Genomic DNA, 25697 nt, shown 5'->3' on the forward strand with positions numbered 1-25697 from the left:
GAGGGCGCCCAGGTTCACGCCGGGGGCATGTCCCGGACATGTCCGGGACATGCCTGGGGCAGCACAACGCCCCTCCGCCGGCACCGGCGAAGGGGCGTCCCTGCGGAGGTCACGGCTTACGGGCTACCCCCGCGTAGTACCACGCGCTCGTCGGGTCATTCGCCGGCGACGCGCTCGACTCGCCCGAGTGCCAGGACAGCACCGGCGCCACACCGGGACCGACCACCTCAAGCCCCGTGAAGAACCTCTCGATCTCGGTCTTGCTCCTCGGCACCAACGTGATCCCGGCGGACGTCGCCGCCTCCACCGCCTTGCCGGTCGCCTCCGGGGCGAAATCAGCAGTCGGGTGGGTGATAGTCAGGTAGCTGCCGGACGGCAGGGCGTCGACCAGCGTGCGCACCAAGCCGTACGGATCATCCGAATCCTTGAAGTACATCAGGATGGCCACCAGCATCAGCGACACCGGACGGTCCAGGTCAAGCGTCGCCCGCAGCGTCGGATGCCGCAGAATCTCCTCCGGCGTGCGGAGATCGGCCATGATGAACTCGGTGCGCCCCTCCGGGCTGCTCGTCATCAGCGCGCGGGCGTGCGCCAGCACGATCGGATCATGGTCGACGTAGAGCACCCGGGTCTCGGGGGCGATGGCCTGGGAGACCTCGTGGATGTTGCCACCGGTGGGGATTCCCGTGCCGATGTCGAGAAACTGCCGCACGCCCACCTGCTCGGTCAAATACCGCACCGCCCTGCCCAGGAAGGCGCGATTGGCCCGTGCCATGATCGGCAATGTGGGGATCGCCTGCACCATGGCATCACCCAGCGCGCGGTCGGCGGCGAAGTTGTCCTTACCGCCCAGCCAGTAGTCATAGACGCGGGCCGAGTGCGCGACAGTGGTGTTGATCTGGGGCGGGATGGAATCCGATGGCATGATCAATTCCTAACATGTGGGGCCAAGTCCGCATCGTAACTTGATCTTCAGGTGGCACAGGGCCCAAGTGGCGCAAGGCGCCAGGTTTGCATATGGACATGCCGTCGGGACGTTGTTAGGGGGAAAGCCCGCCAAAGTTCACTTTGCGGGCTTCCTTGTGCTTCCCAGGGCTTTCTCATGCTTCCTACGGGTCTCCGGCGGCCTCCATGCGGCTTCCGCGTGGGCTCCGTACGGCTTTGTACGGCTCTGTGCGACTTTGTACGGCTCTGTGCGACTTTGTGCGGCTCTGTGCGACTTTGTGCGGCTCTGTGTGGAGGAGCTCATGCGGCCGGGCGAGACGGGCAGGACTGCGGGAGGCGGCGCTGACGGGGCTTGTGCCGTACACATGGTTGTCAGTAGTCCTTGAGCCGGATCTCGTCGTGCAGCCGCGCGCCACCGCGCTGGAGCTTGGACAGCGATCTGATCAACCCGGTGGGCAGGGCGTTGGCCAGCCGGGCGGCCTGCACCATCGCCCACAGCCTCCCCGCCGAGTCGGGCACGAGAGTCCGAGCGGTGCCGCGGGCGAAAGTGCGACTTGCCAGGACGGGGGCATGCATCTCCCGCTCGTAACTCGTGAACGCCTTCACGTGGTCGCCGCCGGCCGCCGCCAACTCGCCGGCGAGCACGTATGCGCCGACGATCGCCAGGCTGGTGCCTCCGCCGACGGCCGGCCCCGGCGAATAGCCGGCGTCCCCGACCAGCGTCACCCGGCCGCGCGACCACGATTCCATGCGCACCTGGGTGATCGAGTCGAAGTAGAACGCGGGGCTGTCGGCCATGTGCTCCAGAAGGCGGCCGACCTCGCCCCCGAGGGAGGCGATCCTTGAGCGGAGGATCTGCTTCTGCTGCTCGATGTCGCGATAGTCGTAGTCGATCTGTTCGCCGTGGAACAGGAAGATCGCCCGCGCGTCGCCAAGGTGCCGGTCACCGTAGATGCCCGCCAGGCGGCCCACGTCGACATATGTCAGTACCTGGCCGTCGAGGTTCAGGTAGTTGGGCAAGGAGAAGACGCCCAGGTAGGCGCCAATGAAGGTGGTGAACCGCTCCTCCGGACCGAAGGTGAGCCGGCGCACCGTCGAGTGCAGCCCGTCCGCCCCCACCACCAGGTCGAACCTGCGGGGATCACCTCGCTCGAACGTCACCTCGACCCCGTCGGAGACCTCGACGATCGAGGCGATCGAGTCGCCGAAGACATACTCGACATGCTCGCGGGTGGCCTCGTAGAAGATCGTGCTCAGCTCGTCCCGCATCACCTCGATGTGCTCGTCGGAGACGGCCGCCGTCAAGTTCGCGACCTTGACGTCGACCCGCCGCCCCGTCCTTGGGGCCACCAGCGTCACGATGTCCGTCCCGGTCTTCTTCGCCTCGATCTTCTCGCGCAGGCCCATGCGCTCGACGACGCGTACGGCGGGCCGGAACAGGTCGACCGCGTGTCCGGCGGTCTTGCGCAGCGACCCTGCCCGCTCCACCACCGTCACGTCGAACCCGTACCGCCGCAGCCAGTACGCCAGGACCGGCCCGGCGACGCTCGCCCCCGAAACGAGGATCCGCATGATCCACCACCCCTTCGTTATTTACTTACCGGATGGTAAGTGAACTCGGGTGTGACCGGCAATCCCTTACCTGTCGATAGATCGGTCAGCGCGTAGGATGCGCTTCGCGCCGTCGCGGCGCGGAGTGGGGAGGCGAACAGTGGCGCGAGCAAGACCGTCGGACACCAGGGCCAGAATCCAGGCGGCCGCGCTGGACCTGTTCACCGAGAAAGGCATCCAACAGACCAGCCTCCGTGAGATCGCCGACCGGCTCGGCGTCACGAAGCCCGCCCTCTACTACCACTTCGCATCCCGTGATGACCTGGTGCGGAGCCTTATCCAGCCCCTCGTCGACGACTTCGAGACGTTCATCACCGAACAGGAGGCGGCTGCCCCCGTGGAGCCGCGCGCCCTGCTCGCCGCCTACTTCGACGTCCAATACCGGCACAGGCAGCTCATGCTCCTCGTCATACGCGATGTCAGCGTGCTGTCCTCCCACAACCTCGGCGCCAAAATCCACGAATGGCGAAACCGCCTCCTCACCCTCCTTATAGGCCCGACCCCATCCCTCGCCGACCTGACCCGGGCCATCGTGGCAGTCGGCGGCCTCGCCGACTGCACCATCCAGCTCTTCGACGCTCCCCGGGACGATCTGCGAACCGCGTCCGTCAACGCCGCCTGCGCCGCCTTCGGCATCTGACCGAGACCGCCGAGGCGTCGTCGTGGGCTACGGCCAGGCGGTGAACCATAGCCGTTTGCGGCTGGTAACAGTTCTCACCTGCACCTCATGAAGGTCGGGACCCATTCCGCCCTTTGTTACGTCGTGAGAGTTCTCCGGTATGCCGAAGGGCTGGTCCTATATTCACGGGTGAACGCCGTGCTGAGGGAGTATGCGGAGGAGTATCCGACTCGTGCTGCGATGGTGTCGAGTGTGGTGTATGGGTCGGTGAGCATGTCTCGGGCGAGCGAAAGGCGCCACCGGGTGAGGTAGGTCATCGGCGGCGTACCGATCTGGGCGGTGAATCGCGCGGCGAGGCCGGAGCGTGACACGCGCGCGTGCGCGGCGAGGGTGTTGAGCGTCCATCGCTGTTCCGGCCGTGTATGGATGACATCCAGCACCATGCGCACAGGCTCGTCGTCGATTCCTGCCAGCCATGCCCCTGCGGAGCTGGTGGTGGCCCATGTGCGGACCGTCGTGATCGTGATCGCGTCGATGAGCCGGTCGAGCATTGCGGTCTGCCCAGGCGAATCAGCATGCAGTTCGCCAAGGAGAACTCCGATCAGCCCGGGGAGGGCCGTGCCCGAGGGAGCTTTCACGACGGTGGGGAGAACGTTGAGGATGCGCTCGCCGACGCTGCTGACCGTGGTGTAGCTGGCCACAATGGCCTGGTCAGGACCGTCCGAGTCGTTTCCCCAGTGGCGCAGACCATGGCGATACGTCAGGTCGAGTGGTTCACCCGTGGGAGACCGGCAACGTTGGTGTTCGTCGATGATCGCGATGTCGTCGCTTCCTTCCGCGTCGGTGACGCGATACGGATGCGGTCCTTTGACCAGTGCGACATCACCGCAGGTAAGAAGCTCTGAATCAGCGCCATTGTCCGGCGCGAGGCGGCAGGCCCCCCGTGTCACGAGAACCAGGGTCAAAGGGGCACGGTCGTTGACGTTGACAGCCCACGGCGTGCGCATCGTCATCAGCAGGGAGAACGCGCATGATGCCCGAGGGTGTGTGAGGAGTCGCGATAGTGGATCCATGGCCTCCCACATTAGACGATTGCGTATCTATCATGGATGCGAAGATATTCATCGTCCAGCCGTTGTCGGGTGGAATGGCCGGTATGAGTTCACGAGAGATTCTGATCACTGCCCCTACCGGCCGTACCGGGAGTCGTGTCGCTGCCCGCATCGAGGGTGCGGGCTTCGTTGCCCGACGAGCCTCACGCTCCACGGAGGTCCGTTTCGACTGGCACGATGAGACCACGTGGAATGACGCGCTGGCCGGCGTGCACGCGGCCTACCTGTGTTACAGCCCGGATCTCGCGATCCCGGGTACCGACCAGATCATCGCTGCTTTCGCCGAACGGGCGGCCGTTCACGGCGTCGACAAGCTGGTTCTGCTGTCCGGGCGTGGTGAGGCCGGTGCGGAAGCCTGCGAGCGGGCCGTGTTCGCCGCCTCGCCGTCCGCGGTGGTGCTGCGGTGTGCATGGTTCCAAGAGAACTTCAGCGAACACTTCCTGACGTGGCCGGTTCGGCAGGGGAGGATCGCGGTGCCGGCCGGGCAGACGCCGGAGCCGTTCATCAGCCTGGACGACATCGCCGACATCGCGCACCTCGCTCTCACTACGGGCGCCCATGCCGGCGAGGTTCTGGAACTGACGGGACCAGAAGCTCTCACATTCGCCCAAGTCGCGAAGATCCTCTCGGAAGCCCGCGGACAGACCGTGGTGTATGAACCGCTCGAGACGTCGGCGTTCATCAGCGAGCAGTGCGAGGCCGGTCTCGACCGTGAGAGCGCCGAAGCGCTGGCGTGGTTGTTTGCCGAGGTCCTTGACGGGCGCAATGTCGACACCACCGACACCGTGCAGCGGGTCCTTGGACGGCTGGCACGTCCCTTCGCCGGCTACGCGCGCGCCGCGGCCGAAGCGGGAGCATGGGCCTGAGTTCCGTGGTCATCGGGCGAGAAAGAAGGCACTGATGGGCGTCGCTTCCACATTAACTAGGGACCGAAATCGGTAGATCCCGTAAATGCACGATGTCGAGGCGTGAGACGGCACGTGTCAGCACCACGTAGAGCCGATTGAGTCCCCGCTCTTCGGCTTCCGCGATCTCGGCGGGCTCGACGACCACGACGTGGTCGAACTCCAGTCCTTTCGCCAGTGTCGCCGGCAGCACCGTGACCCGGCCGTGTCCGCCATCCGACCGGTCAGGAGTGTGCGGCTGCGGGGGCACCGTCTGAGCTGTGCCGCCCGGGCGGCGACTGCTGTCGGCATGGGTGGGTGAGGGGAGGGCTGAGTGCCTCTCCTGAACCTTGGGAAGTGTGCCGTCAGGGGGATCGGCCGTGGCCGGTACGTCGAGTCGCGGCCTGTCATGTGAGGTCCGCGGGTCGGCCACTCGGTCGCCTCCGCCCGCCCAGATGGCATGCGCTGCTTCCGAGGTGTTGTTGCCGGGCGGATTCTCCTCCCTATCGTGGGTGCCCGTGGCCGGTTGAGCCCTGTCGAGTCCGAACGGCTCAGTGTGGGCGATGCCGGCTGCGCTCAAGTCCGCGACCAAGGTGGGGAGCCTAGCGTCGGCGGCGATGACGGCGATCGAGCCTTCGTGGCTGAGCGCGTCGCGCACTGCCGCGACAGTTGCCCTGTGAAGGCCATCGGCCCGTTGTGTGCGGAGCTGTCCGTCGGAGCGGAACGACCGGGTTTGCGGCACGTCGACGCCCAGCACACTGAGAAGTCGGTTGGCCATGGCGACGACCATGGAGGGAACGCGGTAGCCGGTGGTCAGGGCCACCACGCGCGCGTCGGGCTTGCCCAGATGAGCGAGCTGATCAGGCCAGTTGCGGGCGGACCACGGAGTGGTGCCCTGGGCGAGGTCGCCGAGCACGGTGACGGAACCATGGGCGCTTCGCCGGGCGACGGCACGACACTGCATGGGTGACAGGTCCTGGGCCTCATCGACGATCACATGACCGTATCCCCGAGGTCTTTCGAGCAACCCCGCCACCTCGTCGATAAGCACGGCGTCGGCCGCCGTCCAGGCGACCCGCTTGAGGCTTCGCGGTGGACTCGGCCATGCGATCGCGGTCTGCTCCTCCGGGGTGAGCAGGCCGTCGGCGGCCTTGGCGAGTGCCGACGTGTCGCCGAGCAGGTCGGCCACGACCTGCTCGGCCCGCACTGCGGGCCAGACGACCGCCAGAAACGGCGCGACCGCCCGCTCCATCTTGCGCTCCCAAGCCGCGTTGGGGCTGCGCCCTCTGATCTCCGCCTGCCGCCGCAGCAGGGCCGCGAGCCGGGAGAGCACACGCTCCCGGCCCACGGAGTATGTGGTCGCCTCACGCCTGGTGTCGTCGACGACACGGCGAAAGTCCTCCTCCGGGATGCGCCAGCGGTATGAGCCGTCGGCGACGACGACGGGCTCATTCGGTTTGCGAACCCTGGCGTAGAGGGCACGGCGCAACACCTCCGCCATCCGCGCATCGTGCTTGATGGACGCGGCCCGGTCGACTTCGCCGAGGGAATGGGAACTCGTCCCCGCGCTTCCGACCGTGTTTCTCCCGACATGGGGCGGCACACGGACGCCGAGAATGCGGTCGACCGTGGTCTGCTCCACATCGACCTCCCCCAACGCGGGCAGCACCGCTGAGATGTAGCCGAGAAAGGCCCGGTTGGGCCCAAGCACGAGCACGCCTCCGCGTTCAAGCCGCTGCCGGTAGGCATAGAGCAGGTAGGCGGCTCGGTGAAGCCCGACCGCCGTCTTGCCCGTGCCCGGCGCGCCTTGGACGCACAGCGACTCGTCGAGCCCGCTTCGGACGAGGTCGTCCTGCTCGGGTTGGATCGTCGCGACGATGTCGCGCATCGGGCCGACACGCGGGCGTTCGATTTCGGTCGCCACGATGCGGCTTGTCTCCCCGAGGTCTTCACCGCGGTCGAGGCGCTCGTCCTCAAAGCCGCTGAGGACGGACTCCGACCAGCCGAAGCGCCGCCGCCTGGCGATGCCGAGCGGGTCGCGTGCGCTCGCCCGGTAGAAGGCGCGCGAGACCGGCGCCCGCCAGTCGATCACTATGGGCTGACCGCCGGGTTGGCCGGAGATGTGGCGACGGCCGATGTAATAGCGCCGCCCGCGATGATCTCCGGTGGCGAAGTCGAGGCGCCCGAAGAACGGAGGGCCGTCCGGCTCCTCGCCGAGCTCCTTGGCGAGGCTCTTGAGGTGGCGCCCCAGCCGTTCGGCGCTGTATCGATCGCCCGCGACCCGCTCCCCGACGATCACGTTGTGGCGTGCGCCGTCGAGCATCGCCCGCAACGCCTCCCGGCATCGCATGACGTAGGCCCTTTCGTCGTCCAGCTCAGCCATGACGCCCCCACGAAGTTAACTCGGTCAAGAGATTGACCAGGTTAACACTCTTGATAGAGTGCACGGCATGGCAGGACTGAGAGATCTCAAGAAGCAGCGCGTGCACGACGCGATCTCGTCGGCGGCGATCACCTTGTTCCTGGAGCGGGGCTTCAGTGACGTGTCCGTCGCCGAGGTGGCGTTGGCGGCGGAGATCTCCAAGCCGACCCTGTTCAAATACTTTCCGACCAAGGAAGACCTGGTCCTCCACCGCATAGCCGACCACGAAGGGGAAGCGGCGCGGGTCGTGCGGGCGCGCCCGCGGGGAGAGGGCGCCCTGGCGGCGCTGCACCGCCATTTCATGGCCGGCCTCGACCGGCGCGACCCCGTGACCGGGCTCAACGACACTCGCGAGGTGATCGAATATCACCGCATGGTGTTCTCCGTGCCGAGCCTGGCCGCCCGCCTCTTCCAGCACATGGCCGCCGACGAGGAGAGACTCGCGGAAGCGCTCACCGAGGTGACCGACGATCTCACCGCGCGCCTCGCCGCCGGTCAGGTCCTCTCCACTCAGCGGGTGCTGGCCCGGCACAACTGGCACAAGCTCGACCAGGGCGGCACGGTGACCGAGGTTCACCCCCAGTCCGTCGCAGCCGCCGATCACGCGTTCGCCATGCTCAGAGACGGGCTTGCCTTAGCCTGAGAGCGGGTCGGTGTCCGTTCGAAGCCGAGCCTAGAAGCCCGCGCTCAGGCTCACGTGGCTGTGCCGTGGGCCTTGAGCGCCTCGCCCATCGGCGCTGCGGTGCCGCACACCGCGGGCACGTTGCGCGGTCCGTCAGCCTTGCCGGACAGGACACCGCCGGAGGTAGGACGTCACTTGAAAAAGATGTAGAACGCCGCGTCGCGTGCGAGCAGGAAACCGACGATGCCGAGAGCCCAGCCGACCATCGATTCGGAGTTCTTCGTGATCCAGTTCCGTAGCCTCTCCAGCTTGGGGGCAAGCCACCCTCCGACGATGCCGCGCAGGCCCATGAGCAGCAGCGGGGGTGTGATCATGACGAGCACATACGCGGCCAGGATCGGCAGCCACTGCGTCGCGGGCAAGGAGGCGTTGGTCATCATGCCGATCGCGGCGAGATAGGGCACCATGGTCGCCACTTCCAGCACACCGGCGGTCAATGCGAGCGCCACCATGCCTCCTGGGCCGCCCAGACGGGGCTCCAGCCGCCGCGAAGGCTTTCCCTGCTTCTCCCGACGCTTCGGGTCGAACTTAAAGCTCAGCGCGAAGAGTCCCACGCCCAGCGCCAATTGCACCCAATATGCCGTACGGCTCTGCAGCGCATCCTGGAAGTTCTCCATGAATGCGGTCAAACCGAGCAGCAGGGCCACGCCGATCAGAAAGTAGAAGGTGGCGAGCGTCCCCAGATAGACGAACATCCGCGATGCCCGGAATCGGTCGGCGACCACCAGCATGTACACAGGGATGCCGAGGGTGCCGAAGCTCATGCTGTCGACCAGTGCCAGAGCGATCAGGGTGAGTAACAGGGCGGTCGTCACATGACGATTCTTGGGCGGGTCGACGCACCGAGCATCCTCCCCGACATCGAACCGTCCGTACACCTTTTGTCGTACGCCCAAGGGCCTCCCCGGCATCGACTGGGGCGCTACGCCCGCGCCCTGCGGCTGTCAAGCCGCGCCGTGATCACGCCTCGCTTGGTCGACGTTCGTCTGGGTAGGGCACCAGCGGGGGAATCATGGGGGAAGCGGTAAAGATCAGCCCATTGGACACTGCGCGCCTGGCCGCCGTGGTGCTCACGCCACCAATCGCTCAGGGCGTGCTCCGTCGAAGACCACGGGTTGTGGCCGCCATGCGCACCCTCGACGCTGATCGCCGTGCCGTACTCCTGCTCCGCGACCTCAGAGACAAATACGGCACAGGCCCGCTTGTCGCGGGCACACAACTCCGGCCCCTGGCCGTGCCGCTCTCAGCCCACGACGTGGTAAGGGTGCTCGACGGGGCCCCCGAACCGTTCTCCCTGGCCCCCGCGGAAAAACGCGGCGCGTTGGCGCACTTCCAGCCGCACGGGCTGCTCTTGTCTCGTGGCGGCACCCGCGAAACGCGCCGTCAGTTCACCGAAAGCGTCCTCGACACCGACCACGATGAGCACCGTCTCACCGCCGACTTCACCCGCACCATCGACGAGGAAGCCGCGTTCCTCACCGAGCGCGATCACATGAACTGGCCGATATTCGCCGACACCTGGTGGCGAATCGTTCGGCGCATCACCCTCGGTGACGCGGCGCGAGACGACCGCAGCCTCATCGGCATTCTCAATCGGCTGCGCTCACACGCCAACTGGTCATATTTTCACCCGCGCCACGACAGCCTTCTGACCCGATTCCAGTCGCGCGTCACCCACTACCTCGACAGAGCGGAACCCGGAAGCCTCGCCGCCGAAGCCTCCCAGTGCGCGACGGTGAACGACATCCGTCCGGTCGACCAGATCGCCCACTGGCTGTTCGCCTTCGAAGCCGCCGGAATCACGGCCTATCGGGCTCTCGCCGTACTCGCGGGCGACGCCGCAGCGGCTGACGACCGCCACATCCGAGCAAGCGTCCTGGAAACCGTGCGGCTCTGGCCCACCACCCCGCTCATCCTCAGGGAAAGCACTACCGTCACCACCTGGGACAAGAACACCACCGTCCCCGCGAAAACTCTTTTCCTCATTCACAGCGCGTTCATCAACCGCGACCCCGCCACTCTGGGCACCGCCGCCGATCGGTTCACCCCCGACCTCTGGCAGGACCCGCCCTTCCTCGTCCCTTTCAGCGCCGGCCCCGGCCGCTGCCCCGGTGAACCTCTCGTGCTCCTCACCGTCAGCACACTGCTCGCCGTACTCCTCTCGCGGAGCCGCTTCCAGCCAAGCCCTCAGCCCGACATCGCAACCCCCCTGCCATTCACATTCGACCACTTCGAGCTGACGTTCGCGATCGGCGATAAGTCCTGATGCCCTCCCCACCACTCGGAGTGACGCGCTTCTCCAATACGGCTACGGCGCCTGCTCGACCCAGAGAAATACGAGCGCGAACAGCGGAGAACAGGAACCGCTGGCACGTCTTGAGCACGCCGGGCCTCCCTCCACTGACCGCCCACCGCGCGATCCCGACATCGCGGATTAGGCTTCCCGGCGTAATAAGGCTGGAAGGGGGCATGTTCCCCGTGTTTGTATGGGCTCCATGGTTTCTACCGACCGCTTGCTCGCCTTCGCCGCCATGTCGTTCCTGCTGATCGTGATTCCTGGCCCCAGCGTGCTGTTCGTGGTAGGACGAGCGCTGGCGCAGGGGCGCCGCGCAGCACTGACCACGGTCGTGGGGAACGCGCTTGGCGCTTACGTGCTGATCGTGGCTGTCGCATTGGGAATCGGGTCCATCGTGGAACGCTCCGTTCTCGTCTTCACGATTCTCAAGCTGGCCGGTGCCGCCTACCTGGTCTATCTCGGCATCAAGGCCTGGCGGGAACGCCGTAGGCCGCAGGGCGCGTTCGCCGCCGGCGGGGCGGCGCATGGCGGCCTGCGCACGCTCTGGGAGGGGTTCGTGGTCGGCGTTTCGAACCCCAAGACCATCGTGTTCTTCGCTGCGGTGCTGCCGCAGTTCATCGATCCCGGTCAGGGGAATGTCGCGGTTCAGATGCTCATGCTCGGCCTGGTCTTCAACGTCATCGCGGTCGTCTCGGACTGCGTGTGGGGCCTGGCCGCGGCCACCGCACGGGGTTGGTTCGCCCGCTCGCCTCAGAGGCTCTCCCTGGTCGGCGGAATCGGCGGGCTCACGATGATCGGCCTTGGCGTCACTGTGGCCGCGACCGGGCGTAAAGACTGAAAACCCCAACCGTCGCTGAGCGTCGTCGACCTGTTCTCAAGTGCTCGGCAGGCCAGGGAGTCCGCACTGATTCATTAGGCCAGTACGGCCTCAGCCGGACGGACGGAAGCGGCGGGGCGGGGTGTGGATGTCGAAGTGCAGCCGAGGCTGGATCAGAATCGAGTGCGGTGATATCTCCGAAGTGATCAAACCGAGACGTTCGAAAACCGGGAAAGTCGCGGAGTCGGCCGCGAAATATCGTGGGCGCATCGGCGGGTGCCAGATGCTGTAGGTGCCCACCTGTTCGTTTCTGCGCCGGTACCAGCCTTGAGTGGGATGGGTGAGCAGTTCCATCCAGTGGGACTCGCCGGTGAAACCGTCCAGCCGTGGAGGCTCGGGGAGTTCGGCCGCCTCGCACGTGGTGTCTCCGGCCAGCAGCCTCCAACGCGGCGGAGTGTCGTCCCACTCGGCCTCAATGCGGATGCGCTCGCGACTCCAGGGCATACCCCACAGGTGCCGCGGGAGCACGACCAGGGGGTGATCCAGGCTGGTACCGAAGAACCACACACCCGGCTTGCCGTACGCGGTGACATAGGCGCGATAGTTGATCTGTCCACAGGTGATGGCCGCCGGTGGGCAGAACCGGAAGTGAAAGTCCCGGTCCCGGAAGGCGACGGCGGAGACAAGAGCACCTTCGCCGTCGTCGAAGGCGAATTTCATCGGGATGAATCCGCTGGGCAAGTACCGGGCGAGCGCATCGGCCGGCACCCGGTAGCTGACAATCGCGAAGTCGTCTAACTCGGTCTGCGCATGGTGCCAACGTGGACGCGGCCGGGAACTGCCTTGGAAGGTCATATCCGGAAAGACTATTCGGAGCCTTCGCGCTGAGATCGGATCGGCCACCTCCGCCTGTTCTGGCACGGATCTGGCATGTGATTAAGGCTCTGATCTCGTGCTCTGTCATGGTCACGAACCGGGGCCTGGTGGGCAGGGAACGCTTCGGGGTTCTCGTCGGGGCCAACGGTGTCGGCCTCGCCGCAACCGGAAGGGCTCGACACCTGACGAACCTCAACCCGCTTTCACTCGGCCGGTGCCGAAGGGGTACAGCTGCTGTATCGCCGCGACGATGTCCTGTGCCGGAGGTACGCCGAGTTCCCGGAACAGAATTCGGCTGAATTTCTCATACTGGCGTAGTGCGCTGCTGGGGTCGCCACGGCGGGCGTGGATCTCCAGGAGGGTGCGGTTCGCGCTCTCCGACCACGGCTCGGTCTGCACTGCGGCCAGGCCGTACGGCAGAGCCTCGGCCGGTCGGCCAAGGGAGAGCAACCGGGCGGCAGCGCTCTGCAGCGCCTGTGCGGTGAGCATGCGCAGTCGCTCACGGCTGTCGATGACCCAGTCATCGGACCAGCCGGCCAGCAGCGGGCGGTCGACGTCGGCGGGCGGGCCCGTCAGCTCCCCGGCGGAGGAGCCGACGCCGTAGATGGTGTCGTTGATCCAGCGCGTCAGCATTTCGACGTCCACTCCCGTGCCTTCGGAAAGGCTGAGGACGTCGCCGTCGGAGTCTACGATGTCACGAGTTTTCCGGGACAGTCTGGACAGGGTGGTGCGGAGGTTGGACAGTGCCTGTTGCTCGGTCCGGTCCGGCCAGAGCAGCCCGGCCGCCTGTGAGCGGGACATCGCCCCAATGATCGCCAGTGCCGCCACCAGCCTGGCCACCCCATAGGGCAATTGCAGCGCAGAGCCCCCGCGGAGTAGCCGAAACGGACCCATGAGTCGCAGTTCGTGGACTGTCTCAGGCACCTTCGCCTCCTTCCTGCGGCCCCATCCCGCTTGAGCGTATCCAGGCATATGTGGAACGGCGGGCAGCAAGTCATGGCAGCGATTACGTGCCGCGTCCAGAGCGTGATGAGGGCTCGCGAGTGGCAGTTCAGTACGGCAGCGTCCGCCGTACATGACGTGTCGGTGCCCTGTCCGAAGCGGTCTCGTTGCGCTGACTGAGGGCGAATGCCCGGTATCGGGGTGGCGAGGTGCCGTCTGCGCATGTGGTGAAGACGGCATCGTTCCGAGGCTGTCCCGCATAGGTGCTGATGCATCACACATGGGCTACGTGACTGTCACGCCCGCATGCATCCGCGTGCCGCGGACGACAGGATTCGTCGGCGCTACGGAAACGGGTCGCCAAGTTCACTGTTGGTCATCAGCCCGCTCTGATCCGCAGGAGGAACGATGAGCGACCAGTCCATTTCCACCGCCGACGCGGCCGCGTTCGCCCAAGCGCTGAAGGTCCCACCGATGCCGCCGAAGCTGCGGGACGCCGCGGCGACCACCGCAGCGGTACAGCAGACCACCGGCGAGAGCGCTTCGGTCGTTGGCAACTCGATGGTGGCGTTCACCGCCGACGTCTCACCCCAGCACAAGGACGACCTGCTGAACTCGTTCGGCCTGGCGCAGCTCTCGGCCGTCGCACAGGGGGCCGATGCGGAGGCCGACCCCGTCGACTACTACCGCAAGGTCGTCAAGGTGCTGACCAACATCGGCTATACAGGCCAGGCGATCAACTTCGCGAAATACGCCACGCAGACCGCCACCGTACGGATCGACCAGGTCGTGATCGACATCATGGCCGCGTTGGTCACCGGACCCGAACTGGAGATCGTCAAGGCTGCCCTGACGGCGCTGAAGTCCTCGGCCGACGCCAACGGAGCGCCGTGGCAGCTCTACCACAGTCAGTCCACTTCCGACACCAACGGGAGCTTCTCGATCGGTCTGGCCAACGAGACCAATAACAACGTCGCCGTCAAGTTGTCCGCCTTCCACTTCACCGGTAACGAGACCGCGACCAAGTTTCTGTGGATGTCCTACTCGTCGACGTCGGTGGATATCCAGCAGGGCCAGACCACGCTGGTCCTCAACGATTCGGTCTACAGCGGAGTCCGGAACACCGTATTGAAGAAGATGAGCAGCCACGCGAGCAGCTACATCGACAATCTTCCCGAGCTATAGGCAAGCCGATGAACACCATGACCGCGCTGCTCGTAGACGGCGCTTTCCTGCTGGTCGATGGTGCGCTGACGCCACAACAGAACCGGGACGTCGTCAACTCGGTCCTGCTGGCCAGGCTCGTCGCGGCGCAAGCCGCGGCGGGTGACGCCGGCAGCTATGTCAATGCGTTTCTGCAGGTACTCGGCAACGTCGGGTGGACCGGCACGGACATCACCAAACGCACCACGCAACTGGACGGCGCCAAGGGCCCCAAGGGTGTGGGGCTCGCACCTCTGACGATCATCACGCAAGGGATGACCGAGCACGTTTCCAGTGATCTCATCAATCGGCTGGTGGCCGAGGTCTCCAGCCTGGAACAGGCGAGTTCGGCGGTCCGCCAGGCATGGGCGACTACGGCAAACCGGCCTCAGGCCCAGGCATGCCTGCTGATCGTCGCCACGCTGGTCGACGGCGTCCCCATGCTTGTGTACGACTACGCCGAGCTCACGTCGGTGAAACAGGCCACGGGATACCCGTGGTCCCCGTTGACGGGGCCCGGCACGCTAACCCAGTTCAGTGGTGTCGTCGCGATGAACCGGACGGTGTTCACCGCCGACTTCAGCGCCGCTCTGGCGAACAAGGTGACGCCGACACGCTCGGCCGCGGTCATCCCACTGCACCCGTGACCCATGGGCCGCCCACCGGAACCGTACACATCACTCCGTTCCGCTCAGAAGGAGGCTCACCGCGATACGGCATAACGCAGAAAGTGGCACAGAAGGGAGAGAGTAATGCAGCTTACCCAGCAGTCGACACCCGCACCCGCCCAGGATCTGCCCGGAGGGGACAACACAGTCATAACCGGACCTATGGGCGACTGTGTTTCCGTGGTCGTGCTCTGGAATCCGGACGGCAATGGCCGCTATCAGAGCGTCCGCGGCTATCACGGGTCCGGAGGATTCCAGGCCATCAATCTGCCCTCGCTGTTCAATGCGGTGCCGAACGTCGTAGCTACGCGCATCATCGGCTTCTTCACCACTCAGTCGCTGTCATCAAACGATCGCCAGCGATTCCAGGACTACTGCGTCGCGCACTTCGCCAACGCGGTGTGCACCGTCGCACAGGGAGGCGGCAACTATCGCGTGGACAGAACCGGCGCGTGGGCCGTCCAGCAGTGATCTCGGCGACTCCCCGAATGTTCTCCGCCTAGCTCCGCTGCTTCCACAGGCCGTGGCAGGGATGGGGGCGCTCCTTTTCGGCTACGCCGTTCGCCCGAGCCCGCCTCTCAATATCGGCTCCGGCGCCGACAGGTCGCTCACCTGCAGGCGCCGGGCCGATCGAGTAGATCGATGAATGGACCGAAGCTCGCCGCTACATGCGTTTCGACATGCCGGCGCCGGCGATCTTGCCCGAGCTGGACGGCAGGCGTTCCGGGATCTGAGAGTCCCTGGCGAGGGTGTAACTGCGGGTCACCGCGATGAGGTCGCCGTCCTCCCTGGTGGCAGCGACCAGGTTGGGAGGTCTGGAGACGAAGCCCGGCACCGTACTTAGTCCGTCGGTCTCAGCGATGGCGGTGAGGCGAATCCGGTCCATGTGCGGTATGCGCACGGTGATCTGGACTCCCTGGGCGGGGATACCGCGAAAACGGATTTCTGAGGGCCAGGTACCGGCTCGGGTGCCGGTGACGGGCACGCTCGCCGACCCGAACCGGCCGGCCGATGCGATGGCCTGGGTGATCGGCTGGTCGAACCGTAGTGTCACCGAGCGCGCGCGCTTCCCGGCGGTCACGTGCAGCTTGAGTGCGTCCCCGCTGTGGGCCAGGATCTCGACTCGCGGACCGCCGACGGCGATCACCTGTGCGGGACCCGTCCACAGCGTGCCCCGTGCGTACCCGGCGGGCAGCGCGGAGGTGTCGTGGCCGGACACGTACTGCCTGGTCCACTGCGCCGGGTCTGCGTCGGAGCTGACCCAGTGGGCGGTTCGGGTGTCGGCGTCCATGACGTACGCCAGATGCGTGCGCTGCGGCCGGTCGGCGTCGAAGTCGTCCACCACCAGCCCGGCAGCGACCAGTCCCGCCGCGAGGAGAAGAGCGGTCAAAGGTACTGCGAGGACCGCGGCACGTTTCGGCCGGGTGGCGAAATCGGGCAGGAACAGCTCCGAGATCGGCACTACGACCAGCCCGAACAATGCCAGCGCCAGCGCGCTCATCCCGCCGAGCGCCAGCCCCATCCCGTCGAAGACGTTTCCGGCCAGCGACGGCAGCAACATCGCGGCCGTGATCGGACCCAGCATGGCCGCGACCATCCGTACCCAGGCAGGCGTACGGAGCAGAACTGCGGCCAGCCAGCCGAGCGCGCCCATCAGCGCTGGTAGGGCGAACAGGAAAGACGCCCCGGGAGCGACCTGGGCGCATAGCACGCCCAGCCCGGCGAGCCAGGTCAGCGCCCCGACCGCCAGTGCCGCCGGGCCGAGCCTGCGCCGCAGCACCAGGTACCAGCCAAGGACCGCCAGCGCGCACAGGACCGCGATCGCCGCCTGGTACGGACGTGGGCGGTGCAGTAGCCCGCCCATCAGGTCATAGGCGGGCCGCCAGGCCACCAGCAGTTCCCACAGGCCTTGAGCCAAGGCGGCCGACACCACCAATGGCACCACGGCCGATGCCGTCGCCACGATCAGCCGGGGCAGGCTCAGCAGCCGCCTGACGCGGGCCAGCAGGGCCAGGCCCGCCACCGCGACGACGGCCAGTACCGCCAGCGGCCAGACGAGCTGACCCGGATATGTGATCATGGTGCCGAGTGCGCGGAAATAGGTGATGTCGTGATCTGCGGCCAGCGTCCGCAGGTCCGCGTCGCCGAGGGCGCGCGCCAGCGCCAGCATGTTGGTGCCGTGGTGTTGCAGGCTGCCCCGGTCGAGGTTGGCGATGGAGTCGCTCGCGGTGTGATACAGCGAGGAGCGCTGGATATAGGCGAAGTTCATGCCGGTGAAGCCGGCCTTGGTCAGCGGGGTGAAGTCGGTGTTGTTGGGCAGCAGCCGATACAGCTCCACCATGGCGGAGTGCCCCCGCGGAGCGGGGACGGCGTTGACGAAGGTCTCGACCAGGCGGGCGTTGTTCGTGGAGGTCTCGAACATTAGCGAAGGGCCGCTGACCCCGCGGGCCTCCCAGTTCAGTAGCACGCCTCCGGCCTTGCCCAGAGAGTGATTGCGAACAAAGGCTTCGGCGCCGAGCACGCCGTCCTCCTCGCCGTCCGACATGAGCAGCACGATGTCGTTACGCAGGCCGGGACCGGCGCGCAGCGCCCGGACGGTCTCAATCATCGCGGCCACCGCCGCGCCGTCGTCGGAGGCGCCCGGTCCCATGGCTGCGGAGTCGTAGTGCGCGGCGATGAGCACGGTGCCGGTTGAGCCCGCTCCCTGCAAACGGCCCACGATGTTGTCGACCTGGCCGAACGTCGCCAGCCCCGCCGCGGACCGGGCGCCGACCGAACGCTGGATCTCGACCTGAAGCCCTGCCGCGCGCAGTTGTCCGGCCAGATAGTCCCGGGCCCGGTCGCTCGCCGGGCTGCCGATGGGCCGCGGTTCAGTGGCGAACTTCTTCAGGTGAACGAGCGCGCGCTCGGCGCTGAACTGCTCGTTGGGCGCGGTGGCCGGCAAGGGTTGCATGGTGCTGTCGGCCATGGCGGACAGCAGGATCACCACGGCCAATGTGAGCAGGGCCGCCAGCCCGGCCAGCGGCCGCCATGGGACGTTGAATCCGATCACAGCCAGGAACGGTAGGCCGAGCGGCTCATCTGGCGGAATGAGGTGCCCATCCGTCTGTATCTGTGGTTCTCCGCAGCCCCGAAACGGCCACGCGCCTCATTCCAGACTGACCGTGATCATTCATAGCCTCTGTGGCATGACAGATTGGCTGATCGAGCTGATGGAAATTTTCGGAGCTCCGGGTGCAGGTCTGGCGATCACGCTGGAGAATCTCTTTCCGCCTCTTCCCAGCGAGGTGATCCTTCCGCTGGCGGGCTTCGCCTCCTCCAGGGGCGAGTTGAACCTGCTGAACGTGCTGGCCTGGACCACAGCAGGCTCGGTCGTGGGCGCGCTGGCGCTGTATTGGGTAGGCGCCCTGCTCGGCCGCGAGCGCACACTGGCCCTGGCCGCCCGGATCCCGCTGCTGAAGGTCTCCGACATCGCCAAGACCGAGGCGTGGTTTCTCAAGCACGGCCGCAAAACCGTGTTCTTCGGGCGCATGATCCCCGTCTTCCGCAGCCTCATCTCGATCCCGGCTGGGGTGGAACGTATGCCGCTGGGTGTCTTCACGCTGCTGACCACGGTCGGCAGCCTCATCTGGAACACGATCTTCGTACTAGCCGGCTACGCCTTGGGCGAGAACTGGTCGGTGGTCGAAACCTACGTCGGGGTGGGCAGCAACGTGGTGATCGGCCTGGTGCTACTGGCCATACTCGTCTTTGTGGGCATCAGACTGGCCGAACGGCGCAAGGGGCAGCATGCGCTCCGTGGCTAAGGGGCTGCACCTGCTGGGGGCGGTGATCCTCGGAACTGTCACCGCCCTGCTTGACCTTGTCTTTCTCCTGTCGGCACTGCCATTCGCCCACCGTGGCGCCGTGCGGGAGGCGGCCCGGCGACTGGCCGTGCTGGACGCCCGCCGCTTGCGGCTCGACCCCGCCGCCTTGGGGCTCGATGCGGCTCGCGGCGACGGGCGGGAGATGCGTTACCTTGCAGCCAGGGTGCCGGTAGGCGTCCTCGGCGGTCTGACCGTCACCTTGCTGGGCGTCGGCGTCGGGGTGGCCGGAGTTCTAGCCTGGTCGTGGGGAAGGGGACTGCCGTTCGACGGCATGCTACCGACAGCGCCCCTGCTAGCCTACGCCGCCCTGGGAGGGACTGTGCTGCTGTTCCTGAACCTGTCGGGCTTGGTGGGTGTGCACGCGCTGGAGCGGCGGCTTGCGCAGCGCATGCTCGGCCCCGACCCCACCGAGGCGCTGCGGCGCCGCATCACCGAACTGGCCGAAAGCCGCGCGGGCGTGCTGGTGGCCGTTGACGCCGAACGGCGTCGGATCGAACGGGACTTGCACGACGGGCTGCAGCAGCGGTTAGTGGCGCTGTCCATGCTGGCCGGGCGGGCACGCCGGGGACGGCCTGAACTGCTCGCCCAAATACACGAGCAGGCACAGCAGGCGGTGGGCGAACTGCGCGAGGCGGCCTGGCGGATCTACCCGTCGGGGCTGGACTCGCTCGGCCTCGCCGACGCGCTCGCCGGCGTGGCCGAGCGTGCCGGCGTCCCGGTCAAGGTCGTGTGCGAGCTGCCCGCGCGACCGCCGATGGCGGTGGAGACGGTGTGCTATTTCGTGGTCAGCGAGGCGGTTACCAACGCGGCCAAACATGCCCGTGCCACTGCGGTCACCGTCGAGGTTCGCGAGCATGACACTGTGGTCGTCGTGCGCGTGCAGGACGATGGTGTGGGCGGGGCGGACCCGGGGGGCGGCGGCCTGTCAGGGCTGGCGCGGCGGGTGGCTGCGCTGGACGGTCGTTTCACCGTCACCAGCCCCGTCGGCGGGCCCACCACGATCATGGCGCGGCTGCCGTGCGCGTGATCCTGGCCGAGGACTCCACCCTGCTGCGCGAGGGCCTCGTGCGGCTGCTGGAGGAGGAGGACCACGAGGTACTCGCCGCCGTCGGCGACGGCCAGGCGCTGGTCGAGGCGGTCGAGGTGCGGGAGCCCGACGCGGTTGTCGTGGATGTGCGGATGCCTCCCACGCACACCGATGAGGGCCTGCGCGCCGCCCTTGAGATCAGGCGCCGCTGGCCGCACGTGAAGGTGCTCGTGCTGTCGCAGTACGTGGAGAAGAAGTACGCCACTGAGCTGATGAGCGGGGACGTCGATGGCATCGGCTACCTGCTCAAGGACCGGGTGGCGCAGGTCGGCGACTTCCTGGACGCGCTGGAGCGGGTGGGTGCCGGGGGTACGGCTTTCGACCCGGAAGTGGTGCGGCAGCTCCTGGCCCGCAGCAGCCACGCCGACCCCCTGGCCCGGCTGACCGGCCGAGAGCGCGAGGTGCTGGAGCTGATGGCGCAGGGCCTCACCAACGGCTCGATCGCCCAAGCGCTGCATGTGTCACAGAGTGCGGTGGAAAAGCACGTCAACGCGCTGTTCGACAAGCTGTCGCTATCCCACGCCGCCGGCTACAGCCGCCGGGTCCTGGCCGTCCTGCGTTACCTCGGCTCCTGAGACGCCGCGCGGTGCGCACGCCTCCGCCTCAGGCCCTTACCTCAGCCGGCTACGGCCGGCCACGAGGAGCGTGCCTTTGGCGTTCACCCCGGAGTCGGAGCGCCCCCGCCGGAGGCGGTCATTCAGGAAAGACGACAATGCCGTCCTCCCTGATCCATGGCCGTTCGGGTTCGTGCCCGAACGCTTGCCGGACCGCATGTTCTGTGGCGAAATTCTGGCATTCTTGTCTAATGTTTCTGCCTCCGAGCTTCGCGCAGACCCTGCGACTTGAATGCATCCGGATCGATGACTACTCGAACTCGCATCGTTGGGTCAGCGTCCCGGGAAAGATCGTCGGCACTTGGTGCGGCTCGGAAGCCACAGAGGTTATCGACCTTGTCGCCGGCCTGCAACCGAGCGAGATGACGCGCTGTTTCCTGCCTGGATACGGGATCCGAGCCCATGGGGCGGATCATCTTCTGTTCGAGATCGCCTTCTGCTTCCAGTGCCACAACGCGCTTCTTCTCGTTCCGGGCCCTAAGGGCCAGCGCGACCTCGTCGGCTTCAATGCGGAGAGTCAGTGCGCGCAAGAGCTGCTGAATCGATTTCGGACTTTTTGAGCGTCGGATGCGATCAGGCCTGCTATAGGCTCATGGTGGGTGGAATCCGTCGCGGGCTGCCGATCGCGCCTCACGACGAGTCCACGTGGTACGAGGGCGGCGACGCCCGCTATCTCACCTACACCCCGTACCGGCACACAGTCTGAAAACAGCCGGGACGATCCGGCGAAGAACGCGATGCCGGTCGCACTCCTGTCTGGTTGCGCCGGTCGCCCGGCTCCAGGGCGTGCTCGAAGACGTCGCGCAGGAACTCCTCGCGGTGCACGTCCCCAGCCGCGGCTGGAACAGTGCCTCGAAGGTCGCCGGGTCCTCGTGAGGCCAAGGCTGACAGCGGTCGCACACTATGGCGCACGGGGGGGGCTTGTGGCAAGACCCGGGGCGTGCTGCAGAATCTCCGACCTAGGCAAGAACCCGCGGAAATGAGGAAAGTCGTGATCTCGACTGAGGAACGATATCGGAAGCGTCGTATTGAGGTCGATGGACTTGAAATGGCATACGTCGAGGAGGGAGACGGTGATCCGATCGTCTTTCTTCACGGCAACCCGACTTCGTCGTACGTATGGCGGAATGTAATCCCGTATCTGGCGGACAAAGGGCGCTGCATCGCCCCGGACCTGATCGGGATGGGCGAGTCCGCGAAACTTCCGGCAAGCGGGCCGGGCTCATATCGCTTCGTCGAGCATCGCCGCTATCTCGATGCGTTCCTTCAGGCCCTCGGCGTACGTGAGCGGGTGGTCATGGTGCTGCAGGACTGGGGTTCGGCCCTGGGTTTCGATTGGGCGTACCGTCAGCCTTCCGCACTCCGGGGTATCGCCTACATGGAGGCGTTCGTGGCTCCGATCCCCTCGTGGAGCGACTGGCCGGAGCCTGCGGTTGCGCTCTTCCAGGCGATCCGCTCCACTGCAGGTGAAGGGATGGTCCTTGACAAAAACTTCTTCGTCGACGACGTCTTGCCTGCAGAGGTTCTGCGCGGGCTGTCGGAGGCGGAGATGGCCGTCTACCGTCGTCCCTACACAGAACCGGGCGAGTCACGCCGACCGACGCTGACTTGGCCGCGCGAGGTTCCCGTTGCGGGCGAACCACGCGATGTTCACGATGTCATCACGCGTTATGCGGAATGGCTCGCTAAATCTTCGGTTCCCAAGCTGTTCATTGAGGCGGTTCCAGGAACGATGTTTGAAACACACCGGGCCATCGCCCGGTCGTGGCCGAATCAGGCACACATCACGATCACGGGTGGCCACATGGTTCAAGAAGACGCTCCCGATCAAATCGGAGCGGCCATCGCCTCCTGGATGCGAGATCTCTCCTGAAATGGGCGGTGGCGCCCGCGCCCTGCCACATCTCCACGATCACCGGGGAGCGGTGATGTCCGTGATCGGGTCGCCCTCCACTCAGATCGAGGGCCGGGGGAGCCAAGATGGCGGCGGCTCTGCGGGAGAGCTCTCATCAGTGAGCTAATTGCACGCGGGTTGCACGGAAGATCGACGACACCCTGGCAACGATCAAGGCCCGGGTTGGGAATCACTCCCTGACCTGGGCCTTGTGTTGAGTAGGCGCGTGTTGAGTAGGCACGTGTTGAGTAGGCACTGGAGCGGGTGACGGGAATCGAACCCGCGCTGTCAGCTTGGGAAGCTGATGTTCTGCCATTGAACTACACCCGCGTCGGCCGACTGTGAAGCCGATCGAGCACTACTGTAGCGGAAACCCGGGGTGGTTCTCTCGTTCGCGGGGTGGATTGTGGTCGGCGGGAGGTTGGCGGGGTTGGTAGGTTGCGTCACGTGCTGCTTTCCGACCGTGACATCCTCAACGAGATCAAGTCCGGGAGGGTCGGACTCGACCCTTTTGACCCGGAAATGGTTCAGCCGTCCAGTGTGGATGTGCGCCTTGATCGCTACTTCCGGGTGTTTGAGAACCACCGCTATCCGCACATCGATCCGTCGGTGGAGCAGCCGGATCTGACGAGGATGGTGGAGCCGGAGGGGGATGAGCCGTTCATCCTGCATCCGGGGGAGTTCGTGCTGGCGTCCACGTATGAGGCGATCCGGCTGCCGAACGATCTGGCCTCCAGGCTGGAAGGGAAGTCGAGCCTCGGCAGGCTGGGGCTGTTGACGCATTCGACGGCGGGGTTCATCGATCCGGGTTTCGAGGGCCATGTCACGTTGGAGCTGTCCAATGTGGCGACGCTGCCGATCAAGCTGTGGCCGGGGATGAAGATCGGGCAGCTCTGCCTGTTCCGGCTGAGCTCGCCGGCGGAGCATCCGTACGGTTCGACGAAGTACGGCTCTCGCTATCAAGGCCAGCGTGGGCCGACACCGTCGCGATCGTTCCTCAATTTCCACAGGAGCGTCGTCTAGGCGGTGAGTTCCCACTTGCCCCCATGCGGGGCTGAGAGGCCGACTCAAGCCTGTAATGGTGTGCGGTGGGGGCGAGAGTCCGGGAATGAGCCTGTCGCCCGTTACGGGCTTTTGGGGCCCGCATAGGCCGATCCCGGCATCCACGTGCCCATCCCGATATATCCGCCACCATCCCGCCGACAACGTGCCAATCCCGCAATGTCTGGCACGTTCCCCCTCAGACCGGCCAACGTGCCATGTGCCCGGCGCAGTAGGCCATGTCACCCGATGTCCCCCGATGTCCCCCCTTGCCCCGCCCCTGCTCAGCGTGTCGCTGCGACGTATGTCGGAACTGACGGGAAAGCAGTGATCAAAGACATCCCAAGCACCCAATGTGGCTGGTGTGCGGGCGGATGCGGAGGGTAGCGACAATGGGAAGACCGGGTGACAACCATGGGTGTGGACGGTGAAGTTCGCATTTGCGCTGGTAACCCGTACCCTTCTCTGCGGACTATCCCCGCACATCTGGAGTACGACGTGCGCCTGCGTCTCACGCCCCGTGAGGACAGCTACTACGAGTTGTTCGCGTACTCCGCGAACAACCTGGTGACTGCGTCGCGGCTGCTGGTGGAGATCATCAGTGATGGGTCGGATAGGGAGGCTCTCGCCGAAAAGATGCGCGCGTGCGAACACGCGGGCGACGAGCGGACCCATGCGATCATGAACCGGTTGAACGAGAGCTTCATCACACCGTTCGACCGCGAGGACATTTACCGCCTCGCAGCCAACCTTGACGATGTGATGGACTACATGGAGGCCGCGGCCGACATGATCGTTCTCTATCAGGTCGAGCACCTCCCGAAGGAGGTGGTTCGACAGGTCGAGGTGTTGGAGAGGGCGGCCGAGCTGACCGCCGAGGCTATGCCGAGGCTCCGCTCGATGAAGAACCTGACCGAATACTGGATCGAGATCAATCGACTCGAGAACCAGGCGGACCAGGTTTACCGCCGACTGCTCGCCCGCCTGTTCGGCGGGGAATATGACGCCCTCACCGTCATGAAGATGAAAGACATCGTCGAGCAGTTGGAAATGGCCGCCGACGGCTTCGAGCATGTGGCGAACACGATCGAGTCGATTGCGGTCAAGGAAAGCTAAGTGGAGCTCGCACTCGTCATCGGCGTCATTGTCATCGCGTTGATCTTCGACTACACCAACGGTTTCCATGACGCCGCGAACGCGATCGCCACCTCGGTCTCAACCCGCGCTTTGACTCCCCGGGCGGCGCTGTTCATGGCCGCGGCCATGAACTTCATCGGCGCCCATCTGGGCACGCAGGTCGCGCAGACCGTCGGTAAGGGCATCATCGATCCTCCGGACGGAAGCCATGGCCTCATCATCGTGGGGGCGGGCCTGGTCGGCGCGATCACCTGGAACATGATCACCTGGTATTTCGGCCTTCCCTCTTCCAGCAGTCACGCGCTCATCGGCGGTCTGATGGGTTCCGCCCTGGCGGCGGCAGCCACCGTTCACTGGGACGGCGTGGTCACGAAGGTCGTCGTGCCGATGATCCTGTCTCCGCTGGTCGGGTTCTCCTTGGCCGGCGGGGTGATGATCGCAATCTACTGGATCTTCAGGAAAGCGCAACCGGGCCCGGCGAACCGTGGTTTCCGTTACGCGCAGACCGTGTCGGCTGCGGCGATGGCCCTCGGGCACGGCCTGCAGGACGCGCAGAAGACCATGGGCGTGATCTTCCTGGCCCTGGTCGTGGGCGGGTTCGCCGGCCCCGATGATCCGATTCCCCAGTGGGTGATCCTGGCGGCTGCGGCGGCCATTTCGCTCGGCACCTACGCGGGTGGCTGGCGGATCATGAGGACCCTCGGCCGGCGCATCATCGCACTCGATCCTCCGCAGGGTTTCGCGGCTGAGTCGGCGGCGGCGACCGTGCTGTACGGCGCGGCCATCGGTTTCGGCGCCCCCATCTCCACGACGCACACCATAACCAGCGCCATCATGGGCGTGGGCGCGACCAAGCGCCTGTCGGCCGTGCGCTGGGGCGTGGCGGGCAACATCGTGCTCGCGTGGATTCTCACGATCCCCGCGTCCGCGCTTGTCGCCGCGTTGACCTACTACCTTTTCCACTGGATTCTGGAATAGTTT

Annotated in this window: 24 protein-coding genes and 1 tRNA gene; 16 read left to right on the forward strand and 9 right to left on the reverse strand. The window is 66.0% G+C overall.

All coding sequences use genetic code 11. The annotated features are described in order from the left end of the window. Positions 1–109: 109 nt before the first annotated feature. Positions 110–925: an SAM-dependent methyltransferase gene (locus BLQ73_RS06250; RefSeq protein ID WP_093169171.1), complete on the reverse strand. Its 816-nt coding sequence runs from the start codon at positions 923–925 to the stop codon at positions 110–112. Positions 926–1317: 392 nt separating this feature from the next. Continuing rightward, positions 1318–2517, reverse strand: a complete 1200-nt coding sequence (locus tag BLQ73_RS06255) for an FAD-dependent monooxygenase (RefSeq protein WP_093169173.1) — start codon at positions 2515–2517, stop codon at positions 1318–1320. 139 nt (positions 2518–2656) lie between these two features. Between BLQ73_RS06255 and BLQ73_RS06260 the strand changes: the two genes are divergently transcribed. After that, positions 2657–3196, forward strand: coding sequence for a TetR/AcrR family transcriptional regulator (locus tag BLQ73_RS06260; RefSeq protein ID WP_093169175.1), 540 nt, complete (start codon positions 2657–2659; stop codon positions 3194–3196). 116 nt (positions 3197–3312) lie between these two features. Here the strand turns inward: BLQ73_RS06260 and BLQ73_RS06265 are convergent, their stop codons facing one another. After that, a complete protein-coding gene (locus tag BLQ73_RS06265; protein ID WP_093169177.1) occupies positions 3313–4260 on the reverse strand; it encodes a cupin domain-containing protein in 948 nt (315 codons plus the stop codon). Positions 4261–4280: 20 nt separating this feature from the next. On the opposite strand from BLQ73_RS06265, the gene BLQ73_RS06270 reads away from it, so the two are divergent. Next, positions 4281–5153: a Rossmann-fold NAD(P)-binding domain-containing protein gene (locus BLQ73_RS06270; RefSeq protein ID WP_245690829.1), complete on the forward strand. Its 873-nt coding sequence runs from the start codon at positions 4281–4283 to the stop codon at positions 5151–5153. Between the two features lie 52 nt (positions 5154–5205). Here BLQ73_RS06270 and BLQ73_RS06280 read toward each other — a convergent pair whose 3' ends face one another. After that, positions 5206–7554, reverse strand: coding sequence for a HelD family protein (locus BLQ73_RS06280; RefSeq protein ID WP_245690830.1), 2349 nt, complete (start codon positions 7552–7554; stop codon positions 5206–5208). A gap of 67 nt (positions 7555–7621) precedes the next feature. Here BLQ73_RS06280 and BLQ73_RS06285 point away from each other — a divergent pair, with 67 nt between their 5' ends. Next, a complete protein-coding gene (locus tag BLQ73_RS06285) occupies positions 7622–8236 on the forward strand; it encodes a TetR family transcriptional regulator (protein WP_093169181.1) in 615 nt (204 codons plus the stop codon). Positions 8237–8406: 170 nt separating this feature from the next. Here the strand turns inward: BLQ73_RS06285 and BLQ73_RS06290 are convergent, their stop codons facing one another. After that, complete coding sequence (locus BLQ73_RS06290) at positions 8407–9090, reverse strand: GAP family protein (protein WP_176955300.1); 684 nt, start codon at positions 9088–9090, stop codon at positions 8407–8409. Positions 9091–9314: 224 nt separating this feature from the next. Between BLQ73_RS06290 and BLQ73_RS06295 the strand changes: the two genes are divergently transcribed. Further along, positions 9315–10541, forward strand: a complete 1227-nt coding sequence (locus tag BLQ73_RS06295; protein WP_218125637.1) for a cytochrome P450 — start codon at positions 9315–9317, stop codon at positions 10539–10541. A 229-nt stretch (positions 10542–10770) separates the two neighbouring features. After that, entirely contained in the window at positions 10771–11409 is a 639-nt protein-coding gene (locus BLQ73_RS06300; protein ID WP_093169295.1) for a LysE family translocator, read from the forward strand. 90 nt (positions 11410–11499) lie between these two features. Here BLQ73_RS06300 and BLQ73_RS06305 read toward each other — a convergent pair whose 3' ends face one another. Then, positions 11500–12243: a DUF2071 domain-containing protein gene (locus BLQ73_RS06305; RefSeq protein ID WP_093169187.1), complete on the reverse strand. Its 744-nt coding sequence runs from the start codon at positions 12241–12243 to the stop codon at positions 11500–11502. A 213-nt stretch (positions 12244–12456) separates the two neighbouring features. Next, entirely contained in the window at positions 12457–13188 is a 732-nt protein-coding gene (locus BLQ73_RS06310) for an AfsR/SARP family transcriptional regulator (protein ID WP_176955302.1), read from the reverse strand. A gap of 426 nt (positions 13189–13614) precedes the next feature. On the opposite strand from BLQ73_RS06310, the gene BLQ73_RS06315 reads away from it, so the two are divergent. The 3 genes from BLQ73_RS06315 to BLQ73_RS06325 all read left to right on the forward strand — a co-directional run bounded on the left by BLQ73_RS06315 (position 13615) and on the right by BLQ73_RS06325 (position 15548). Beyond that, the gene (locus BLQ73_RS06315; protein ID WP_093169191.1) at positions 13615–14391 is read left to right on the forward strand and encodes a hypothetical protein; all 777 of its coding nucleotides are present in this window, start codon (positions 13615–13617) and stop codon (positions 14389–14391) included. A gap of 8 nt (positions 14392–14399) precedes the next feature. Next, positions 14400–15056 carry a hypothetical protein gene (locus BLQ73_RS06320; RefSeq protein WP_093169193.1) on the forward strand — a complete coding sequence of 219 codons (657 nt, stop codon included), beginning with the start codon at positions 14400–14402 and terminating at the stop codon, positions 15054–15056. 105 nt (positions 15057–15161) lie between these two features. Next, the gene (locus tag BLQ73_RS06325; protein WP_143020154.1) at positions 15162–15548 is read left to right on the forward strand and encodes a hypothetical protein; all 387 of its coding nucleotides are present in this window, start codon (positions 15162–15164) and stop codon (positions 15546–15548) included. A gap of 193 nt (positions 15549–15741) precedes the next feature. On the opposite strand, the gene BLQ73_RS06330 is transcribed toward BLQ73_RS06325, so the two are convergent. Next, on the reverse strand, positions 15742–18129 hold the full coding sequence (locus BLQ73_RS06330) for a M20/M25/M40 family metallo-hydrolase (protein ID WP_245690831.1): 2388 nt from the start codon (positions 18127–18129) through the stop codon (positions 15742–15744). A gap of 136 nt (positions 18130–18265) precedes the next feature. Between BLQ73_RS06330 and BLQ73_RS06335 the strand changes: the two genes are divergently transcribed. From BLQ73_RS06335 to BLQ73_RS06355, 5 genes are all read left to right on the forward strand, one after another. Then, positions 18266–18883: a DedA family protein gene (locus tag BLQ73_RS06335; RefSeq protein ID WP_093169199.1), complete on the forward strand. Its 618-nt coding sequence runs from the start codon at positions 18266–18268 to the stop codon at positions 18881–18883. Beyond that, a complete protein-coding gene (locus BLQ73_RS06340; RefSeq protein ID WP_093169201.1) occupies positions 18867–19970 on the forward strand; it encodes a sensor histidine kinase in 1104 nt (367 codons plus the stop codon). The genes BLQ73_RS06335 and BLQ73_RS06340 overlap by 17 nt, the downstream gene beginning before the upstream one ends. Then, positions 19961–20605 carry a response regulator gene (locus tag BLQ73_RS06345; RefSeq protein ID WP_093169203.1) on the forward strand — a complete coding sequence of 215 codons (645 nt, stop codon included), beginning with the start codon at positions 19961–19963 and terminating at the stop codon, positions 20603–20605. The genes BLQ73_RS06340 and BLQ73_RS06345 overlap by 10 nt, the downstream gene beginning before the upstream one ends. 230 nt (positions 20606–20835) lie before the next feature. After that, on the forward strand, positions 20836–21204 hold the full coding sequence (locus tag BLQ73_RS06350; RefSeq protein WP_093169205.1) for a hypothetical protein: 369 nt from the start codon (positions 20836–20838) through the stop codon (positions 21202–21204). Between the two features lie 431 nt (positions 21205–21635). Beyond that, a complete protein-coding gene (locus tag BLQ73_RS06355) occupies positions 21636–22517 on the forward strand; it encodes a haloalkane dehalogenase (RefSeq protein WP_093169207.1) in 882 nt (293 codons plus the stop codon). A gap of 277 nt (positions 22518–22794) precedes the next feature. Here the strand turns inward: BLQ73_RS06355 and BLQ73_RS06360 are convergent. Next, positions 22795–22868, reverse strand: a tRNA-Gly gene (locus tag BLQ73_RS06360). Between the two features lie 117 nt (positions 22869–22985). Here BLQ73_RS06360 and dcd point away from each other — a divergent pair. The 3 genes from dcd (at position 22986) to BLQ73_RS06375 (ending at position 25694) form a co-directional block, all read left to right on the forward strand. Beyond that, positions 22986–23561, forward strand: a complete 576-nt coding sequence (gene dcd / locus BLQ73_RS06365) for a dCTP deaminase (protein ID WP_093169209.1) — start codon at positions 22986–22988, stop codon at positions 23559–23561. A gap of 516 nt (positions 23562–24077) precedes the next feature. Further along, a complete protein-coding gene (locus tag BLQ73_RS06370; RefSeq protein WP_093169211.1) occupies positions 24078–24695 on the forward strand; it encodes a DUF47 domain-containing protein in 618 nt (205 codons plus the stop codon). Next, positions 24696–25694: an inorganic phosphate transporter gene (locus tag BLQ73_RS06375; RefSeq protein WP_093169213.1), complete on the forward strand. Its 999-nt coding sequence runs from the start codon at positions 24696–24698 to the stop codon at positions 25692–25694. The last annotated feature ends 3 nt before the right edge of the window (positions 25695–25697 follow it).

This window comes from Sinosporangium album, assembly GCF_900100605.1.
In the GTDB taxonomy this organism is placed as follows: domain Bacteria; phylum Actinomycetota; class Actinomycetes; order Streptosporangiales; family Streptosporangiaceae; genus Sinosporangium; species Sinosporangium album.

Bases quoted from the DNA above. Each gene is read 5' to 3' on its own strand.
- BLQ73_RS06270 (WP_245690829.1), top strand. From the start codon at position 4,281: ATGGATGCGAAGATATTCATCGTCCAGCCGTTGTCGGGTGGAATGGCC.
- BLQ73_RS06315 (WP_093169191.1), top strand. From the start codon at position 13,615: ATGAGCGACCAGTCCATTTCCACCGCCGACGCGGCCGCGTTCGCCCAA.
- BLQ73_RS06250 (WP_093169171.1), bottom strand. From the start codon at position 925: ATGCCATCGGATTCCATCCCGCCCCAGATCAACACCACTGTCGCGCAC.
- BLQ73_RS06265 (WP_093169177.1), bottom strand. From the start codon at position 4,260: ATGTGGGAGGCCATGGATCCACTATCGCGACTCCTCACACACCCTCGG.
- BLQ73_RS06305 (WP_093169187.1), bottom strand. From the start codon at position 12,243: ATGACCTTCCAAGGCAGTTCCCGGCCGCGTCCACGTTGGCACCATGCG.
- BLQ73_RS06340 (WP_093169201.1), top strand. From the start codon at position 18,867: ATGCGCTCCGTGGCTAAGGGGCTGCACCTGCTGGGGGCGGTGATCCTC.
- BLQ73_RS06285 (WP_093169181.1), top strand. From the start codon at position 7,622: ATGGCAGGACTGAGAGATCTCAAGAAGCAGCGCGTGCACGACGCGATC.
- BLQ73_RS06300 (WP_093169295.1), top strand. From the start codon at position 10,771: ATGGTTTCTACCGACCGCTTGCTCGCCTTCGCCGCCATGTCGTTCCTG.
- BLQ73_RS06335 (WP_093169199.1), top strand. From the start codon at position 18,266: ATGACAGATTGGCTGATCGAGCTGATGGAAATTTTCGGAGCTCCGGGT.
- BLQ73_RS06280 (WP_245690830.1), bottom strand. From the start codon at position 7,554: ATGGCTGAGCTGGACGACGAAAGGGCCTACGTCATGCGATGCCGGGAG.
- BLQ73_RS06255 (WP_093169173.1), bottom strand. From the start codon at position 2,517: ATGCGGATCCTCGTTTCGGGGGCGAGCGTCGCCGGGCCGGTCCTGGCG.
- BLQ73_RS06350 (WP_093169205.1), top strand. From the start codon at position 20,836: ATGTTTCTGCCTCCGAGCTTCGCGCAGACCCTGCGACTTGAATGCATC.
- BLQ73_RS06320 (WP_093169193.1), top strand. From the start codon at position 14,400: ATGAACACCATGACCGCGCTGCTCGTAGACGGCGCTTTCCTGCTGGTC.
- BLQ73_RS06325 (WP_143020154.1), top strand. From the start codon at position 15,162: ATGCAGCTTACCCAGCAGTCGACACCCGCACCCGCCCAGGATCTGCCC.